This window comes from Desulfoprunum sp. (assembly GCF_053613775.1).
Window position 1 is genome coordinate 258,689 of the sequence record NZ_JBSHXH010000008.1, and the last position, 19,448, is coordinate 278,136.

At 52.7% G+C, this 19,448-nt stretch carries 12 protein-coding genes and 4 pseudogenes; 9 read left to right on the forward strand and 7 right to left on the reverse strand.

The genetic code is table 11. The features are described from left to right. Nucleotides 1–371 precede the first annotated feature (371 nt). From ACWGKN_RS16035 to ACWGKN_RS16050, 4 genes and pseudogenes are all read left to right on the forward strand, one after another. Nucleotides 372–1,583: a tyrosine-type recombinase/integrase gene (locus ACWGKN_RS16035; RefSeq protein ID WP_035232234.1), complete on the forward strand. Its 1,212-nt coding sequence runs from the start codon at nt 372–374 to the stop codon at nt 1,581–1,583. A gap of 183 nt (nt 1,584–1,766) precedes the next feature. Further along, nucleotides 1,767–2,942 carry a Fic family protein gene (locus ACWGKN_RS16040; RefSeq protein ID WP_452095623.1) on the forward strand — a complete coding sequence of 392 codons (1,176 nt, stop codon included), beginning with the start codon at nt 1,767–1,769 and terminating at the stop codon, nt 2,940–2,942. Between the two features lie 207 nt (nt 2,943–3,149). Further along, nucleotides 3,150–4,790, forward strand: coding sequence for an IS1634 family transposase (locus ACWGKN_RS16045; protein ID WP_452095624.1), 1,641 nt, complete (start codon nt 3,150–3,152; stop codon nt 4,788–4,790). 105 nt (nt 4,791–4,895) lie between these two features. After that, nucleotides 4,896–5,141: pseudogene (locus ACWGKN_RS16050) on the forward strand (IS4 family transposase); the annotation flags it as partial. Nucleotides 5,142–5,149: 8 nt separating this feature from the next. Here the strand turns inward: ACWGKN_RS16050 and ACWGKN_RS16055 are convergent. From ACWGKN_RS16055 to ACWGKN_RS16070, 4 genes and pseudogenes are all read right to left on the reverse strand, one after another. Continuing rightward, a pseudogene (locus tag ACWGKN_RS16055) lies at nt 5,150–5,512 on the reverse strand (site-specific DNA-methyltransferase); the annotation flags it as partial. 125 nt (nt 5,513–5,637) lie between these two features. After that, the gene (locus tag ACWGKN_RS16060) at nt 5,638–6,957 is read right to left on the reverse strand and encodes a DUF4391 domain-containing protein (protein ID WP_452095625.1); all 1,320 of its coding nucleotides are present in this window, start codon (nt 6,955–6,957) and stop codon (nt 5,638–5,640) included. A gap of 157 nt (nt 6,958–7,114) precedes the next feature. Continuing rightward, on the reverse strand, nt 7,115–10,039 hold the full coding sequence (locus ACWGKN_RS16065) for a TOTE conflict system archaeo-eukaryotic primase domain-containing protein (RefSeq protein ID WP_452095739.1): 2,925 nt from the start codon (nt 10,037–10,039) through the stop codon (nt 7,115–7,117). A gap of 174 nt (nt 10,040–10,213) precedes the next feature. Beyond that, nucleotides 10,214–11,722 (reverse strand): Fic family protein, encoded by a 1,509-nt coding sequence (locus ACWGKN_RS16070; RefSeq protein WP_452095740.1) that lies wholly within the window; start codon nt 11,720–11,722, stop codon nt 10,214–10,216. Nucleotides 11,723–12,349: 627 nt separating this feature from the next. Here ACWGKN_RS16070 and ACWGKN_RS16075 point away from each other — a divergent pair. The 5 genes and pseudogenes from ACWGKN_RS16075 to ACWGKN_RS16095 form a co-directional block, all read left to right on the forward strand. Next, nucleotides 12,350–13,363: pseudogene (locus tag ACWGKN_RS16075) on the forward strand (IS1634 family transposase); the annotation flags it as partial. 201 nt (nt 13,364–13,564) lie between these two features. Beyond that, the gene (locus ACWGKN_RS16080) at nt 13,565–14,119 is read left to right on the forward strand and encodes a M48 family metallopeptidase (RefSeq protein ID WP_424253994.1); all 555 of its coding nucleotides are present in this window, start codon (nt 13,565–13,567) and stop codon (nt 14,117–14,119) included. Continuing rightward, complete coding sequence (locus ACWGKN_RS16085; protein WP_452095626.1) at nt 14,070–14,285, forward strand: M48 metallopeptidase family protein; 216 nt, start codon at nt 14,070–14,072, stop codon at nt 14,283–14,285. The genes ACWGKN_RS16080 and ACWGKN_RS16085 overlap by 50 nt, the downstream gene beginning before the upstream one ends. 13 nt (nt 14,286–14,298) lie before the next feature. Further along, a pseudogene (locus ACWGKN_RS16090) lies at nt 14,299–14,888 on the forward strand (plasmid pRiA4b ORF-3 family protein). Continuing rightward, a complete protein-coding gene (locus tag ACWGKN_RS16095; RefSeq protein ID WP_424253990.1) occupies nt 14,885–15,964 on the forward strand; it encodes a virulence RhuM family protein in 1,080 nt (359 codons plus the stop codon). Before ACWGKN_RS16090 ends, ACWGKN_RS16095 begins: the two are co-directional and overlap by 4 nt. 333 nt (nt 15,965–16,297) lie before the next feature. On the opposite strand, the gene ACWGKN_RS16100 is transcribed toward ACWGKN_RS16095, so the two are convergent. The 3 genes from ACWGKN_RS16100 to ACWGKN_RS16110 all read right to left on the reverse strand — a co-directional run bounded on the left by ACWGKN_RS16100 (nt 16,298) and on the right by ACWGKN_RS16110 (nt 19,436). Further along, nucleotides 16,298–16,942 (reverse strand): DUF4143 domain-containing protein, encoded by a 645-nt coding sequence (locus ACWGKN_RS16100; RefSeq protein ID WP_424253988.1) that lies wholly within the window; start codon nt 16,940–16,942, stop codon nt 16,298–16,300. 380 nt (nt 16,943–17,322) lie between these two features. Beyond that, complete coding sequence (locus ACWGKN_RS16105) at nt 17,323–18,426, reverse strand: DVU_1551 family NTP transferase (protein WP_035231601.1); 1,104 nt, start codon at nt 18,424–18,426, stop codon at nt 17,323–17,325. Next, nucleotides 18,423–19,436, reverse strand: coding sequence for an XdhC family aldehyde oxidoreductase maturation factor (locus ACWGKN_RS16110; RefSeq protein WP_452095627.1), 1,014 nt, complete (start codon nt 19,434–19,436; stop codon nt 18,423–18,425). Before ACWGKN_RS16110 ends, ACWGKN_RS16105 begins: the two co-directional genes overlap by 4 nt. Nucleotides 19,437–19,448: the final 12 nt, after the last annotated feature.

The window sequence follows — 19,448 nt, forward strand, 5'->3', positions numbered from 1 at the left end:
ATCGTTTCTCTGGTCGGTTTGGCGGGAAGTGCTTGTGTGAAATGACTTCGGCGTTTATTATCAAGGAGTTACAAGGAGCGCGGGCTTTGGGACTGTTTTGCGGTAGGTCGGCGTTCCCTCCACCAAAATGAAGTCCAGAGAGAACTGGCAAAGTCCAAAACCCCGAGAGCTGACAAGGCTTTCGGGGTTTTTCTTTTCCTGTAGTGTCCAGAGAAATCTATGACATACCGTCATGCCTCTGATAGATACCTCCATCCGCAATACAAAGCCGAAAGATCAAACATATAAGCTGATCGACAAGAAGGGCTTGCACCTGTTGATCAGTCCAATGGGGGAGTATTTCCAGCAGGATTAACAGAGGAGATACCGTCATGTCGCTGACAGATACCGCCATCCGTAATGCAAAGCCGAAAGATCAAGCATATAAGCTGACCGACGAAAAGGGCTTGTACCTGTTGGTCAGTCAATCAGGGAAGTATTTCCGGCAGGATTACCGATTTGGGGGAAAACGAAAAACCCTATCACATGGGGTGTACCCCAAGCTCAGTCTCAAGGAGGCGAGGGAAAAACGCGATGAAGCACATCGACTGCTCCAAAACGATATCGATCCAGGTCTGCATAAGAAGATGGTCAAGATGAAATTGCGGAAACAGACCGAGAACTCCCTGCAAGCCATCGCTATGGAATGGTACGCGAAATTCAAGCATACCTGGACCGAAGGACATGCCCGTACAATCATCAGCAGATTGGAAAACAATGTTTTCCCCTGGCTGGGGGAAAAGGCTATCGCTGATATAAAACCGCCGGAACTGCTGGCAGTACTTCGCCGTATCGAGGAAAGAGGGGCGTTGGAGACGGCGCACCGGGTCAAGCAAATATGTGGTCAAGTCTTTCGGTACGCGATAGCGACAGGTCGGGCTGAAAGGGATCCTTCAAACGACCTTCGTGGTGCATTGCCGCCAACGAGACCGAAGAGCATGGCCACCATTACCGAATTGGATAAAGTTGGAGAACTGCTTCGGGCGATAGACGGGTATCGCGGAAACCTGATTACGAGGTGTGCCCTGCAGTTGGCGCCATTGGTATTCGTTCGGCCAGGAGAGCTGCGGCATGCCGAATGGAAGGAGATTGATCTGGAAAAAGGTGAATGGAAGATACCGGCCGCCAAGATGAAAATGCGGACCACCCACATCGTCCCCCTCGCTGATCAAGCGGTCAGGATACTGGAGGAGATCAAACCGCTGACCGGGCTGGGGCAGTACGTCTTCCCTTCACTGCGGCCCGGCAGCCGACCGATGAGCGAAAATACAGTCCTGGCCGCTTTGCGGCGGCTGGGCTTCGCCAAAGAGGAGATGTCGGGGCATGGTTTCCGGGCGATGGCTTCAACCATTCTCCATGAGCAAGGGTGGCAGCCAGACGTAATCGAGAGACAACTCGCCCATGCAGAACGCAACAAAGTCAAAGCCGCCTACAATCACGCCCAGTATCTCCCCGAGCGACGGAAGATGATGCAGACCTGGGCCGACTATCTCGACAATTTGAAAGGAGGAGAACAGGTCAGGCGGGATGAGGATATTTCTTGATAGTTTCGAATAGAATTGCTCCAGCCAGACAAAATCTTTCTTGAAGCTGCAACAACATGAACCTCCCAATCACTGGTCTCAATCTTGATAATGCTTGCTTTCTTTCTGACGGATGTTTTATTTTAATAAACCAAATAATCTTAAAATAACGTCTTTTCTTATTTTACATTTCCAGGTGGTTCCATGCGGCGAGACCTCCAAGGAAGGTATGTGACCATATCGACGGTCGGTGAGAAGGTTCAGGCTTTCATCCCTGCTCCACTGCCCCCGTCACCATCCATCGACTGGACTCCTGAACTGCGTAAAAAGTTCGATGAGGCTCTGCTGGCACTGGGGCGGCTTGACAGCGTATCGACCCTGCTGCCTGACACATCTTTATTTTTATATATGTATGTGCGCAAAGAGGCGGTGCTTTCCTCGATGATCGAGGGAACGCAGTCCTCGCTGTCGGATCTTATGCTCTATGAACTTGATCTTGAGCCTGGCGTTCCGTTGGATGATGTGCGGGAAGTCAGCAATTATGTTGCTGCTCTCGATCATGGCCTCCGCCGTATGGCAGAGGGTATGCCCTTGTCGCTCCGCCTGCTTCGGGAAATTCACGGTGTTCTGCTGGCAAAGGGAAGAGGGAGCAGCCAATCTCCGGGCGAGTTTCGACGAACCCAGAACTGGATTGGCGGTAGCCGCCCAGGCAATGCTGCCTTTGTCCCTCCTCCACCAGATGAAGTGCGGGAATGCATGGGCAAACTCGAACTCTTTCTGCACGATCAGCCTGAAACAACTACGGCCCTGCTGAAAGCAGCACTGGTTCATGTGCAGTTTGAAACGATTCATCCGTTTCTTGACGGAAATGGGCGTCTCGGTCGTCTCCTGATCACCCTCCTGTTGTGTGAACAAAAGGTACTGCAGGAACCGATGCTCTATCTGAGTCTGTACTTCAAGACCCATCGTCAATACTACTATGAATTGCTCAATAGTGTGCGGATCACTGGTGACTGGGAGGTTTGGCTCGATTTCTTCGCCGAGGCAGTGATAGCCACCGCAAGCCAGGCAGTAGAGACCGCGCAGCTGCTTCTGGATCAGTCACATCGGGATCATGACCGCATACGTGCTTTGGGAAGGGTGGCCGCATCGATCCTTCAGATCCATCGGGCCTTGATGGAGCGTCCTCTTGTCACTTCCAACTGGTTGGCGGAAAAAACTGGGCTCGCCCCTGCTACGGTCAACAAGGCATTGGGGTATTTGGAGAGGCTTGATATCGTCAAGGAGCTTACTGCCAGAAAACGCAATCGGCTGTTCAGTTACACGGAATATATCGGAATCATGGAGAAGGGAACAGAGTTGCCGGAAAAACATATTTGACTCATTCATGACCAGTAATGTCCGGTTAGACTTTTCTTCAACACTTGAGGGATAGTTTTTGCTCTATTCCTTTTGCAACTTATTGATTTAACAATGCAGGTTGTTAGGAAATGTAAAACCGGTAGTGCCAACGCAACCTTCACATTCTCTTGACTACATAGGCTGTTTATCGATATTCCGGGGGTGTCCTCAACAAGGGAGGCCTCCATGTTTGCACGCATCAAAAAATCCGGCCGGTACCAGTATCTGCAACTTGTCGAAAACAACAAGATCGGTGGCAAAGTCTGCCAGCGTGTCATCTCCACCGTTGGTCGTCTCGATCAACTCCAGGCCAAGGAAAGTGTCGAGACCCTTATCCGCTCGCTGGCCAGGTTCTCGGAGAAGACCTTGCCGGTTCTCTCCGGCAAGGTCGATGTCACCGCCCATGCCGTAAAAATCGGCCCGGCACCGATCTTTGCACGACTCTGGCTGGAACTCGGCCTGCCGACGATTATCAACAACCTGCTTGCTGACCGGAAGTTTGCATTTGATATTGAGCGGGCGATTTTCCTCACGGTCTTGCATCGCTTGTTCATGTCGGGATCCGACCGGTCGTGTGAGCAGTGGCGGCGTGACTACGCGGTTGCCGGAGCCGAGGAAATCGCCCTGCATCACGCATATCGGGCCATGGCATTTCTCGGGGAGATCTTGATTGATCAGCATGGAGCGACACCTTTCAGCCCCCGCTGCACGAAAGACCTGATCGAGGAAGGACTGTTTGCCCGACACCGCAACCTGTTTACCAGCCTGGACCTTGTCTTCTTCGATACAACCTCGATCTACTTTGAGGGAGAGGGCGGCGAGACTCTCGGCCAGTTCGGGCACAGCAAAGACCACCGGCCTGACCGCAAACAGATGGTGGTCGGGGCGATTCTCGATGACAATGGCCGCCCTATCTGTTGTGAACTGTGGCCCGGCAACACCGCCGATGTCACGAGCCTGCTGCCGGTGGTGGCAAGACTGCAAAGTCGTTTCGGCATCAAGCGCTTCCGTATCGTAGCGGATCGGGGCATGATAAGCGCCGATACGATCAAGAGCCTGGAGAATCCGGACTGCGATATTCCCTATATCCTGGGCGCCAGGATGCGCCGGGTGAAAGAGGTGAGCGAAGAGGTCCTCTCCAGAGCCGGGCGGTACCACGAGGTCTCTCCCGAGAGAACGGATGCCAAGTCTCCTTCGCCCCTGGCTGTCAAAGAGGTTCTGGCGGAGGGGCGGCGTTACATCGTCTGCCGCAACGCCAGGCAGCAGAGAAAAGATGCGGCCGCGAGACAAGCCATGATCGCAGCCCTCGAGGAGCGGATTCAAACCAACCCCAAAGGGCTGGTCGGTAATCGCGGATATGCCAGATATATCAAGGTCTGCAAAGGTGGCATGACAATCGATACAGACAAGATCGCGGCGGAAGCCCGATTTGATGGCAAATGGGTGTTGCGCACCAATATGACCCTCTCTGCCGAGCGGGTGGCCCGCAAGTACAAGGAACTCTGGCAGGTGGAACAGGTCTTCCGCGACGTGAAGTCGGTGCTCGACACCAGGCCGGTTTTCCACAAACGGGACGAGACAATCCGGGGCCATGTCTTTTGCAGTTTTCTGGCGCTTGTCCTGCGTAAGGAACTGGATCGCCGCCTGGAAGCTGCGGGCCATCGGTTCGAATGGGCGGATATCAAGCGGGATCTCCAGGCCTTGCAGGAGGTCGTTGTCGAGGAAAGTGGTCGAAGCCTTACTGTCCGCACGGCATGTAGCGGAACCTGTGGCAAGGTGTTTCAGGCGGTTGGTGTTGCCTTGCCGCAAACCATACGTGAAATATGAGTGGGTTTTCCGCAGATTGTCCATGCCAGGTAGTGCCAACACTTTTTATGCGTCCTTTATCAATCTGAAATCGTATAATTATTTTTTTTCAACTGTTGAAGATGAGTCAAAGTGTATCATCTTATTTCAAGAAGCCCGCATGGATTGATGATCCAGATGCTTGTCGGGCTGATCACCTATCTTTTGCTCGCCATCTATTGTTATGAGGAGCATGGAGAATCAGTCAGCATCAAAAGAGTTCGGCAGCTGCGAAACAAAATCCACAATGAATCGAGGACCGCTGAATTGCACGACTCTGATATGGAAAGCCAAGGCAACGCTTTAACCCAAAAAACCTATGCAAGTCCTTAACCGGACATTACTGTATTCAGATAGGTCTCCTGAAGAAGTTTGAGCACATCCAGGTTATCACCTTCGATAAAGAGGTTCTTCGTATTCTCAAAATCAATGCTCTCCTCTTCACAGGGCCGTAAGGTCTTGGCAATGGGCGCATTGGCGGTCAAAATCGCCTCATTTTTACCCGGCCAACTCAAGGTATATCGCTCCTGTGGTCCTTCCACCAGACTGGCTGAAAGCTCCTGACGCAACTGGTCAAAATCCACCACTCGACGCACCACACCGTTTTCATCCCGATCTTCGGTAATGCAGTGAGGAAACAATGCAGCGATTTTATCGATATTGGCATCCACCAGATTGGGGCTCTGCATTTTCAGCTTATCCATGGTAATTCCTTTCAGTATCCACATTATGATCGTAGGGGCTCATCGACGGGAGCCCGGTCTATCGGACGTTCACCACTGATTGCAAATTCGGTCACAGGTAATGTGCGCCTACCCGACAGAGAGCCCTACGTTATTTTCTTCTTCCTTTTACCGATCAACCCCTTGAAATTCTCGCCCGTCACCACTGGTTTACCGGATCGTTTTTCAATGTCCCTGCGGGTGCTGCCCGCAACCGCGCCGCCTTCCTGGGCATCCTTCTTTAGCGGTTCAATCCCCTGAGAATCCCGGTCACGATGCAGTTTGGTGGTGGTTGCCTCGCCAAGCATGGTCAGAATCAGCTCAATGTCGGTCATGTGGTCGCGCAGGTTCTCTCGTGCCAATCCTTTCACCTGCCTGTACTCATCCACTTTCAGATCAAAAGCCCCCTGCATGATCTCATTGGTCAGTACCGCATATTCCAGGCTGGTCTTGGCCCCACGAGTTTTCCACTCGTCAGTCAAGTCCTGCCGGACGGCAATGCCGCGCATCCGCTTGTCAATCCATTCTTTCGGATACCCTTTTTTCTCATACAGCGCCTGCATCCGCTCCATGGAAATCTCGGGGTTCTCAATCTCCTCCAGCCGTTCATAACCTACCCGCGCCAGCCATTGTTTGAGTGGTTCAACCTTCGGTGAGGGAATTGACTGGATGATACGGAACATGGTTTCAGGGTTGGCGCAATCGGTGGCGTAATATTTCCCATCAGCAGCGACAAATTTCAGTTGTACGATTTTATCGTACAACTCAGAATACCCTTCTTTAGCCAACTTACGCTTGAGATCGCTCCAATATCGTTTTGGTATATTGCTGCCGGTAAGCACTTCGACAATATCAACCACAGAAAACCACCATTCGCCTTCATTCATGATTTTGCGAATATGTTTCCCTTCAAAAACAGCCACACGTATTAAATCGGATTTTACCATGTGATTGATATGCTCCAATCTGGCATTTAATTCAACTTTGCGGTTAAACTGCTTTTCGCAGTTCATTTTTGCTTCCAACGCCTGTAATTCTCGGCGGTATTTCCGGATCAGTTTAATCCGCTCCACCAAGGTTTCTAGTGCTTCCCCCTCACGCGGCGATAGATCGATATACATAAAGAGCATCTGCTCATACAAGGTCTTCAGGTCAAGCGCCACGGGCAGAGACATTGCCGGATTCGTGGAATCCGTCCATTCGGTCGCAAAATACTCATCAACCAGCCATTTACCGGAACCATCTACCGCCATTCGCTTATATGCCGCAACCCCTTTAATCCGCCCTTCATAGCATAGCCGGAAGAAGATGGGGTATGGAATCGCTTTGTCTATAGCACCCAAAACCTCATTGCTCAACTCCGGATCTTTGAGAAGGATATCGAAGATCTGAATCTCGGTAAATTCATTGTGACCACAAAAGAGCACAGAGAAAATTCTGCTTAAACTACAAACCGATCCTTTAAGTTAATGACATTGAATGCAACTTAGAATGAACCAAAAATACCGATTGTCATGATGCCGTAATAATTGGCACGTTCATTTTTATATTTACGCAGAATATCAATAATTTCCTCTTTTTTCATTATCGCTTTCCTGGTTTTTCCATACTTTTCAAAAGTTCACTGGCGATATTAGGGCTTTCGAGCCGCATAATGCTCTCTTCCGCGCTGCCGAAACTGAGCAGATTGATACTCCCATACCATACGACCTTTTGATCGATGAGCGCGAATTTCTGGTGTATGTTTGAACGAAACACCACGTTCACACCGGCATGTTGTAACATATCGAGAGTCCCTTGCAAGGCGGTTGGTTCCTTTTCTCCGAAATTTCCTGTCGGTCTCGTTACAACCGTTACCTTTACCTTATTTTGTAACGCAATCTCCAACTGCTGCAGCATTTGCACGGTGCGCCTCTTGGTAACGAAGGGGCTTACGATCAGGATCTCTCTTTCCGCGGCCAGAATATCATTGCCGTAAACCGGCAAAAAGTTGCTCTTGTCAAAGATAACATCGATTGAGTCCGTCTCAACAGCTCCTGCTTTCGCCATATAACCGATAGAGGCGTATCCGTTCAGCCGTTTATGGTACATCTTCTCGAGCATGCTTACATGGATATCGACATAGTCGTAGATCTGGACCTCTCTTTTTCCTGCAAACAGTCTGTGAAGTCTGCCCGCATATTGCTGTAGAGTCCCTTTCCACGATATCGGCATGGTCAGAAACAGGGTATCGAGACGCGGTTCGTCGAATCCCTCCCCGATATACCTGCCCGTAGCGACCAAGGTCAATTGCTGATCCACAGGTGTTTCGGAGATGCGCTTGAAAATTTCTGCGTTTTCCTTTGTTCCCCTTCCTCCTCTGAGAGTCATGACCTCGGGAATTCTTTTCCGTAGCTTTCCGGCGAGTAATTCCAGATGGCTGGTCCTTTCGGTCAAGACAAGGCAGTTCCCGCCGCTCTCATGGCTTTTTACCACATCGTCAACAATCATCTGATTACGCATCTCGCTTTCAACCATGAGCGAATAATGTTCCTGAATGGAAACGTCCTTTTCATCCTTGTCAAGCGGGACCCGCAGTGCGGTAAATCTCGGTATCACAAAATGATCGAAGGGCCTCTTTTCCGCCTGTTTCTTTGCGTCATCTCTATATCGCACCGGACCGCATTGCATGAAGATTATGAGATGATGACCGTCCTTCCTGATAGGGGTTGCGGTTAAGCCATAGACATATTTGGCCTTGGCGGCTTTAAGAATCTCGTCAAAGCTCACGGCTGCGACATGATGGCATTCGTCGACGATGATCATGCCATAATTTTTCACGCATTCTCTCACCTCATTCTTTCTGTTCAACGATTGCATCAAAGCAATATCAATGATTCCGCCCAGGTTATTCTTGCCTTGCCCCAGTTGTCCGATTATGCTTCCGGCCTTTTTTCGTCCTCTCTTTTTCACGCCTCTGTCCGATACAGGCAGCGGTTCATTTATCGCCAGGAATTCAGTCAATTTGTTCTTCCATTGCGTGGTCAGGCTGGCTCTATCGACAATGATGAGGGTGTTGACTTTTCTCTCGGCGATCAGTTTGATTGCCGCAACCGTTTTCCCGAAAGCCGTTGTGCCGGAGAGAACACCGATATCATGCTCAAGCAACCTGTCCACTGCCTGTGGCTGTTCATCTCTCAGGATGCCATTGAATGTAACGTCGATCTTTTTGCCGTGATTGGTCTTATCCAGAAAGATGACATCCATTCCCTGTTCGTCAAAAACTGACCTCAGATCCTGCTCGCAGCCTCTCGGCAGGCAGAGATAATCGGCAGTATCATCAGCGCAACAGATAATTCTCGGTTTGTTATAGGTCGGCATGCGCATCGCCTGATTCTTGTAGAACTCGGGATTCTTGAATGCCGCCAGGCGTTTTAACCGGTTCAGAGCCCTTTGCGAGATGCCTGCCTTCGGAATAAACAGCATATTTGATTTTACGATCTCTATTTGCCTGGGAAAATCCGTTTTCAGTAATTTGACCTTGGTCGTTTCCCATGGCTTTTGCGTTTCTTCTTCATCTCTTTTCAAGACCCCGAGTTCATTTCCCTGACCCAGTTTTAACGAAAGTGTTATTACGTCATCTTCCGAGAGCCTTCGAATCGTGTTTAGAAACACCCACTGATCGGGATACGGTTTGAAACTCCGATCGATGAATTCACTGTTCTTGGCCTTTCTTGCCTCCTTTTGCAAAGGCAGCGCTATCAGATTCCCCAGACCGCCCTTGGGCATGGTGTCCTGATTGGGGAAAAATCTGTCGTAAGATTTAAAAGTGATATCATGCCTGTTTTGCATGGTGTAGGTAAGCAGGGATGTGCCGAATTTTCTCGCCAGGGATGCTGCTAACGGCCCTTTAAAGAATACCCACGCATGGCTTCCATTGCCGGAACGTGAGCGCTCGATGGCAACAGGGATATCAAATTCCGCACACACCTCCCGCAATTCCGAGATATCCTTTTGCCACTCCCCATCGTCAAAATCGATCGCCAAAAACCAGCACGTCTCATCAGGAAGCATCGGGTAAATCCCGGCGACTATTTTCCCCCGCAGATGGTCATCAATTACTTTCTCAGTAAGAACAGCATACGCCTTATGGGTACAACCGGTGCATGTCCCCTTCGGCTTAACGCAGACGGGTTTCCATTCATTCAGACAGGAGGGAGAATACCCAGACGTCTTTTTTTTCTTGTTTTCCCATCTTCTGGCGTAAACATCGTCCCGTCCTTTGAAAAGCGACATAAACAGCCTGATTTTTTCTCCTTCGTCAGCATTCTTGCTCATACCTGGAGGCGAAACTTCAGCAGCTTGCGGAGCGATTATTTCAACTTCGGATTCATTCCTGGGGATTTCATCACCCGAACACCGCGCCTCCGCAATAACCAGACGTGCCTTCAGGATTCTGATTTCCTCTTTCAACGTACTGTTTTCAATCAATAACTCTCGACACTTCTCAGACAGCTCTGAAACTGAAATAGAATCTACAATTTTCATGTTGGGACCTCAGGTGTTTCCCATCTGAACAAAGGGATTCAAACTCTTCCAGAACAAGTTTTACGATCCTTGCCGGCAGGAACACTCATAGGCCGAGACAAAGACATGGCGTAACAGTTTGATCCGGTTCTCAGTCCATTGCCATCGCCGTGAGGCTCAGTCCCTTGCGTATCCTTCCCGGACGGAGGATTCCATGCTGGCCAACTCGTCATCGGTCAGAAACCCGAAATGTGACTCCCGCTTTCTCATCGAAAGACGACCATTGTTTTGCAGGCAGAGCTGGATGAAAAGATCAATGAGGCGGTCAGGCATGTCCACGATTTCTTGAATGGCCTGCTTGGTCCTATCGTAATTCACCAGAAAATCGAGCTCTTCCACCAGTTCGTGCTCGATGGTGAGTTTGACGAAATCGTACAACGCCTCCGCCTGAGCGGTCATATCGATGTACCTGTACAGACGTCCGGTCTCGCCCGGCACGGTCATCTGGCCAAGATCGTCCAGGTCGTATTCAACCAGCCGCATCAGTGGGCTTGAGAACGCCTCCAGCGAGTGATCGTAAAGCGCCGGATTTTTCAGCATGGCGGCGGAGACCGGGAACATCAGCCCTTTTGGAATCGAGCCGCGTAGGAACAAGATGTTGTGAATGAGAAAACGGTGGATACGGCCGTTCCCGTCTTCAAAGGGATGCATGAAGACGAAGCCATAGGAGATGGTGGCGGCATGGATAATGGCGGGGACCGTGCCTTCCTTCATCGCCTGGTGGACGGTGAGCAGGCCTTCCATCAGTTCAGGGAGATCGTCGGGTCTCGGGCAGACATAGTGAACGAGCCGCCTCTGGTAGGAAATAGTCTGTCCTACGTAGTTCTGGGTGTCCCTGTAATCTGTGTCCTGGAATCGGGGATCGACGATACGGTTCTGCAGATCGATCAGGAGAGACTTCTCACAGAAATCCTTGTGCTCGGCCATCTCCAGCAAGCCGATGAATTTCTCCGTCCGGGAGGCGCTGGGCTTGATGTGTTCGATTTCGAATGAGGACTTGGTCTCTTTGTTATACAGGTAGGTCAGTGCCCGCCTGAGAAGCTCGGGTGGATAGGAGGTCACGGCCTCCTCGCACCATTTCCTCAAGGAGATTCCCTCCATGGCAGCGAGTTTTTCGGTACGTCGGATGACAGGACAGAAATCTTTCCCGCCAAGCAGATTGTCGATGATCCTCTGACGCTGCATGCGGCGGCCGGGTGTTACGGCGTAGTAACGATCCGCCTCTAGCAGTGGCGTGTAATTCCCCTTGGTCAGATCCGGCAGCGGGAGTTTCTGTCCGGTCAGGAATTCATAGAGGAACCAGATCCTGCGGGCGTATTTTCCTGTCGGTTTCGAGCTGATCCAGGTGGCTAACTCGTCTGCCGGGACCACTTCGAAAAGGGCCGACAGGATGCCCAGATTGACGCCGTCGTACTTGAGGGCGAACTCCAGATGATCTCCCGTTCCATCTCCGGGCCAGTAGGATTGGGGATAGACGGATTCCACCTGCCCATCCTGAACAGTCGATCGCAGTGTCCCGGTCGGGCTGACGGAGGACGTGTGCCAGTTCGGCAAAGTACTCAAGCCGTAATTCTCGATCAGAATCGCATATCCCGCCAGCCGGATATGTGTCGTGTCCAAAGTAATCCACCCCTTCAAAAATCGTTAATGTTCTATTAAAACGATTAAAAACGGTTGTGTAATTGAAAAAATAGTTAAAATGACGGAAATTTTCAAGAGAATTGTTTGCGATGTGGCGATATGACCAAAAATGAGGGTGAAACTCAAAAACGTGTTTGCATCTTAAAAAATGATTAAAAACAAGTTTGATTCGACAGAAACAGTTACAGAAGCAATCGCGATATTGTTGGATGGACTGCCCAAGTCTCAACACCTTCGTCGATAGGATTGCTTGGCCATTCCCTTGGCCACTTTCACTTTCGCTGAATGTCTCGAAACTCAACATGAGGAGACATTTATGCACAGCAAAATTTCTTACCTGCAAGTCGGACTTGGGTTTGCGGCCAGTAGGCAGAAAGCCGGCCGGTTTTACTCCTGGGACAAACCGTGGATCATGTAAAATCAGCTGCTTGAATTTTTTTGTTGTTAGGGTCCGGTTGTTTTATGTAGGCACACGAATTGATAATTAATCTTTGCATAGAGTGGATTAAGATGCTATTCATGTAAGCATGTATCTACGAACAACAAAACGAACCAACAAGGACGGCTCGGTCGCCGAGTACTTTCGAGAAAACCGCCGGGGTCCAAGTCCCGTACGAGCGCGCCCTGCTGGCCATGGTCGCCAACCGGCTGTGCGATCCGGAATCGAAACTCGGCGTCTGGGACCGCTGGCTGTCCACCGTCCACCTGCCTTCCTGCCAGAACCTGAAACTCAGGCATATGTATGAGGCGATGGACCTGCTCCATGCCAACATCGATGAAGTTGAGAAGACGGTGTTTTTCAATACCGCCAATCTGTTCAACCTGGAAGTCGATCTGATCTTCTATGACACGACGACCGCTTCCTTCCATGTCGACGCCGAAGATGATTCCGAGACCGACGCCAACGCTACCCTGCGCAAATTCGGGCATGGCAAGGAAGGGGGCTGGGCGCCCCAGGTCGTGGTGGCTCTGGCCGTTACCCGCGAAGGCGTACCGGTGCGCAGCTGGGTGTTGCCCGGCAATACCGCCGATGTCAGCACCGTTGCGCGGGTCCGTGCCGATCTGCGAGGCTGGAACCTCGGCCGGGCGATGTTCGTTGCCGACTCGGGCATGAACTCCGAGGACAATCGAGCCGAGTTGGCCAAAGCCTGCGGCAAGTATCTCCTCGCCTGCCGCATGGCAAGCGTCTCCGAGGTCAAGCGGCAGATAGTTGCGGCAACCAAATACGACGGCAAATGGGTGATCGAGACCAATGACGACACCATCAGCCTGGAAGATGCCGCCTGCGACTATAAAGGCTTGATGGTCATCGAACGGTGCTTCCGCTCGCTCAAGCGCACCCAGATCAAGCTGACACCGATGTACCACTGGGCATCCCGGCGGATTGAGAGCCATGTGAAGATCTGTGTGCTGGCATTGCTCATCGAGAGGATCGCCGAGCCGGCATGTGGCCGGTCCTGGCATCATATTCAAAGGGCTCCGGACATGCTCCGGATCACAGAATTTTTTGATTTAAAATACCGTGTGCTCATGCGCAACGAGTTGACCCAAGATGCGATAAACATCTTGAAATCACTAGAGATTAAAGTGCCACCGCAGGTCATTCAGCTGACAGAGACAGCCTGATCTTGTAGACACACACCGAATTTGCATGTTCCGCCAAAAGCCCCACCACGCCTTGGTTTCAGCAGATGTGTCAACTTACCGGGCGCAAACCCAAGTCTATGATGAACTCAAGACGGAAAGAGGCATCGAATTGTCGCTTGATCAGATGGATGACATCATCGAGAAGGTGTTGCAGGTGGCAAAGCACAGGAGTTACAAATAATGGAGGCGTTAATCCATTACAACCAACTCTCGGTTGTTTACGGGAGGAAGACCATCGATTTCAGTTTATTGTACTGTGACAGAAAAACGATGGAAATTGCCGTGCTTCCTGACAGCACGGTTATTGTCAAAGCGCCTGTACAGTCAGATATCGCATTGATAGAAAAGAAAATAAGAAAGCAAGCTCGTTGGATTCTCAGGCAACTGAATTATTTTAAACAATTTAATCCAAAGACTCCTGATCGCTGTTATGTGAACGGCGAGACCCACCTGTATCTTGGAAAGCAATACCGCTTGAAGTTAGTCGAAGGACCGGAAAACTCCGTTAAATTATCTCGCGGCTTTTTTCATATCACTTGCCGGAGCGAACCGACTCCAACTGCTGCCGAGAAACTTTTAAAGCAATGGTATTCGGAAAAGGCACAGCTTCAATTTGTGGAAAGCATGGATCGCTGCTGGCAGAAATTCAAGGGTCTGGATATTGGCCAGCCTATCCATTATGCGAATGCAAAAAAGATGGGGCAGCCTTTCAGACAAGGGCACAGTTACCCTTAATACTGACCTGATCAGAGCGCCTAAAGAATGCATTGACTATGTCGTTACGCATGAGTTGTGTCACCTGAAATATCATGACCATAGCCCAGAATTTTATAAGCTCCTCGACTCTGTCATCCCTGGCTGGGAAAAGATAAAACACAAATTAGAACTCAGCATGGTTTAGGAGAACATGAGAAATGAACGAACGATTTTATCTGCTGAAAATACAGCTTCTTGACATCGAACCATCAATCTGGCGGCGTTTTGTAGTGCCCGCCAGCATCACGCTGGACCGGCTGCACGACGCCATCCAGATTGTCATGGGTTGGACCGACAGCCACCTTCACGAGTTCACCATCGGGAACAAACAATACACGGAATATCCGGAATCAAAGGAAGACGGGCTGGCATGTGGCAGGTATCGTCTCGGGGATCTGATCAAACAGAAAGGGCGCACTTTCCGCTATCTGTATGATTTCGGAGACGTCTGGGAGCATGAGCTTGTTCTCGACGAAAGTCGCTATTTCAATCCTGAACTGAACTCGGAGCTGGCCTGTCTTGATGGTCGACGAGGCTGCCCGCCAGAAGATGCGGGCGGCGTGCCCGGTTACATTGAATTTTAAATGCGCTGAAAGACCCGAATCACGAGGAATACGAAAGCCATACGGAATGGTCCGGTGGTAGCTTTGACAGAGAGCGATTTGATCCCGAATCGATCAACTGGGAGCTGATGAAATACCTCGGCTGGTCCCGGGACAGGTATCAAAGCTGGGGAGGAGTTGAATGAAGAAAGATAAGGCCAAAGAGATACAGAAACCTCATAAGAAAGAGACGGCCATGGTTCGTTCCTCAGCGGCGGAATATCTGATCTTTGTCGCGGCTGGAGGCGGTTCGAAAGCCAGCGTGGAAATGCGCTACGAGGACGAAAACATCTGGCTGACCCAGAAGATGATGGCCACCCTCTACGAAGTCTCGGTGCCTGCCATCAATCAGCACCTGAAGCGCATTTTCGCCGACAACGAGCTCGAAGAAGAGGCAGTTATTAAGCAGTACTTAACAACTGCCGCCGACGGCAAGAACTACCGGGTCAAGCACTACAACCTACAGGCCATCATCGCCGTCGGTTTCAAGATCGAGAATGAGCGGGCGGTGCAGTTTCGCAAATGGGCCAACCAGATCGTCAAGGATTACACAATCCAGGGCTGGACCATGGATGTGGAACGCCTCAAACGCGGTGGTAACCTGACGGATGAGTTCTTCGAGCGCCAACTAGAAAAGATCCGGGAGATCCGACTTTCCGGGCGCAAGTTCTACCAGAAGATCACCGACATCTACGCTACCGCGTTGGACTACGACCCGACCGCCACGGCCACCAAACGGTTTTTCGCCGCCGTGCAGAACAAGATGCACTACGCCATCCACGGCCAGACAGCGGCGGAGGTCATTGTAGACCGAGCCGATCACCGTAAGGAAAACATGGGGCTGACCCATTGGGAAGGTGCGCCCCATGGGAAAATCCATCGATACGATGTCGCCATCGCCAAGAACTATCTCTCCGAGTTCGAATTACCGCAGATGCAGCGCATCGTCTCCGCCTATCTCGATATGGCCGAGCTTCAGGCCATGCGCAAAATCCCTATGACCATGGAAGACTGGGAAAAACGGTTGGCGGGATTCCTGAAACTCTGGGACCGGGAGATTCTGCAGGACGCGGGAAAGGTATCGGCAGAGCTGGCCAAAACCCATGCCGAAAGCGAATACGAAAAATACCGCATCGTGCAGGACCGGTTGTTTGAAAGCGATTTCGACCGGATGGTGAAGCAGATCGAATCAGTCGGTGATGATAAGCCGGGTGAAGAATAGTCCGGCCGACTTGGGGGCTGACTTGAGGGGTGACTTTGGGGGGGCTTGCGACAAACTTACGACACGACTTACGACATGCCCCGCCTCACCGATCAAAGTGCCGACTAACCCTACAACGGCACTTATGAACATGTGTACCACATGCTGTAGGTCGCTTCGGAGTACGAATACTGCATATTGTGTCTATATTGACATGTTGCGTTGTAGGGCTAAGCCGTCGTCAAACAATAACCGTTACACAGAAATACCTTTCCGGCATAAGGGGCCGTAACGAAATGGTGAAAAATGTAACGGTTATTTCGTAACGGCCCCTAAGTAACCGATCAAGTAGCTTTACGGCTCCATCTCCAGCAGAAACCGCCAGACCGGCACCACCTGGATGGAGCCAAAACCCACGGGGATGGTTTCATCAGTACGCCAGGTGACGATGGTCCCCTCCGTCACTGCCAGTTCAACCATGGCTTCGGAGAGGGAGCGGACCTCGCTCTGCTTGACGCGGGGATCAGCCAGCGAGGCGCAGACCTGGACCAGCCTTACGGCTCGTTCTTGACTCGGCACTGACGGTAACAACGCGACAAGGTCCACCTCCCGATTTGTCTTGGTTTTGTAGTAGAAAATCTCCTGGGTCACCCGGCGCAGTGCGGTGAACACCAGATTTTCCAGCAGGCTGTCGCGGTTGGTGAGAATGCCAGAGCTGACCGAGGCCGCCAGGGCGTGGTCGATGCAGTAGACCTTGCGGGGATTGACGCTGATCCGGGTCAGCGAGTTGGAAAAGATATTCACGCTGAACAGCAGCCCGGCATCCTCGAACGCGGCGAGCCAATCGACCACTGAGCCTTTGCGCACGCGGCGGCCGATGGATTTCTGGTAGTCGGTCAGGTGACTGACGGCGTCGAGATTTACGAGGCGGTGGCCAGGGGGCTCGACCCACAGCGGATTGTTGCCACAATTCCTCAGAGCAAAGATATCTTTCTCCAAAGTCTGAATGGAAAAGCGCTGAACGTAGATATCGCCCAGATCGAAGCGGCATGCACATTCATCAGCAATTACCGGAAGCCGTTGTCGCTGAACATGAAACTGTCAACGGGGGAGCAGGCTTGTACCGTTACATCGGCGACCCCATTCTTGCTGACGCGGCAACAACCAGGAAGCAGGCGGAGGCGGCTCTGGCGGCGGTCAAGGTTGAGGGCCCCACTGCCGGTGATCGACAGCCTGGCGGCGTCCCCTGGGCGAATCGGCGGTTTCGGTCCACGAGGACTTGGCGAATCTTTGCCTTGAGCAACCGCAGATTGAGGGCGAAGCCGGGTTGGCTCCGGAGGACGCCGCAGCGGTGATCGGCGCCCGGTCCACAACCCGGATCAACCACCAGGCCCCGCCCCAAGGATTTCCTCGATGTTTCGTCCCACACCCTTTTCCAGCAGAGACTGCAGAACAAGGGCGTTGTCGAGGCGGCTCCGGATGTCCCTGGATGCCTCCCGATCCTGCGCGTTTATCTTGAGCCTTTCGGCAAAGCGTTCCTGTACCGAAACCCGCAAGGTCCCACGGATCAGTTTGTCGGCGAGGCAGACCACTTCTTTTTCCCCGAGCCGTCCTGAAACCGGCGGCCGGGCATCGCGGTGCACGGCGACAATCTCCGCGAGTTTGTCAAGACCCAGCCGAGCGAGCAGTTCCGCGCCCCAGGTCTCGTGTTGCGGTCGGCCCTTGCCGATATCGTGGAGAAGTGCGGCGTTGTGCAGGAGCTCCAGGTCCAGCTGGTAACCATGGCAATTGAGCGCCTGCCCCAGCACCTCGGCAATTCGGGCCACGGCCAGGCCGTGCGCCACCCCCGTTTCAGGCATGGCGAGCCTGGCCAGGACCAGGGCTTCGGCCGCATCACCGATCGCCAGCCGAGTCACTCGCTGGGTGAGCACGGCAAAATCTTCCGGGGTGTCGGCATCCATCAGGATACCGTTATCCCAGACCGCAATGTCCAGCTGCTCCTGTTGTGCCAGCAGGAACTTCAACCCGCCCCGGCCGTCATGGGCGAGAATCGCCGGAACGAGGTGCGCGGGGATGAGCGGGGGATGGCCGCGCAATCCAGCAAAACAGGGATAGACCACGGCCCGGCCGGTAAAGGCGGCAGACAATGCGGTGATCGTGGCTGGTCGGATGAGCGGGATGTCGACCGGCAGCATGAAAAAACCATCGACCGCAGCGAGATGGGCGGCGGCCGTGCACACCGAGGAGTACATCCCGCTGTCGTAGTCCGGGTTGTGGATGCAGGGCAGGTCGAGCTTTGCCGCCTCGGCCTCGACCTCCCCATGACGGTAGCCGGTAATGAGCACGATGTCGTCGATGCCTGCCCGGCGAAAGAGACCGGCACAGCGCCCGATCAGACTTTGTCCGCCGAGATCCAGCAACGGCTTGAATCCCCCCATCCGCGAGGAATATCCGGCTCCAAGAATGACTGCGGCAATATTCATCCGTTCTTTCCCGCCCGGACCTGGACCAGTTCGGCCATAATGCTGAGGGCGAGCTCCTCCGGGGTGTCGGCGCCGATGGCAAGACCGATGGGGCAATGGACCCGGGCCAGATCCGCGTCGGTAAAGCCGTCTTGGCGCAATGAATCGTAGACGGCGGCGCGCTTTCTCCGGCTGCCGATCATGCCGATGTACCCGGCATCGGTGCGCAGGGCCTGGGCCAGCACTTCCCGGTCATGGATGTGGCCGCGGGTGACGATGATCACATAATCGTCCGGGCCGAGATCCTTGATGCAATCGGTAAAGGAATCCAGCACCCGCACCCTGCTGGCCTCGGGATAGCGTTCGCTGTTGGCGAATTCCTGCCGATCGTCCATGACCACCACCTCGAATCCCACGAAGGCGGCGATCCTGGCGGTGGCCAAGGCAACGTGTCCGGCGCCGGCAAGGTGGACGCGGCCCGGATGGACCAGCGGTTCGACGAACACCTCCCGGCCCTGATGGAGGGCGATAAACGGTGCCCTCCGGTTTTTGCGGAGAATCTCCGTCCGCAGGTCCGCCGGCACCTCGTCGTTGCCTTCGGAACCGAGGAGGACCAGGCGGGGCGGCAGGTCTCCCTGGGGCAGCAGGGTGAGGAGCATCGGCCGTTTACCCTGGAGATAGTCACTCCGCATCGTTCGCAGCAGGGTCAGCGTCTCGGGATCCACCCGCTGCAGCAGGATCGATACCGAGCCGCCGCAGATCATCCCGGCCTCGGCGGCGGAGGCGGCATTCATTTCAAAATTCAGTACGGCAAAGGCAGCCGCGCCGTGCAGAAGTTCTCTGGCCTTCGCCTGGCAGGCGCCTTCCACGGCACCGCCGCCGACACTGCCGAGGGTGGTGCCGTCGGCCAGGACCAGCATCCGTGTCCCCGAGGTCCTGGGCGCCGATCCGAGGTTGCGGACAATGGCGCAGAGCACCGGCGATTGTCCTTGTTCCAGGGTGGTGACGAGGCGATCAAGTAGGTGCTGCATTTTCTTCTCCTG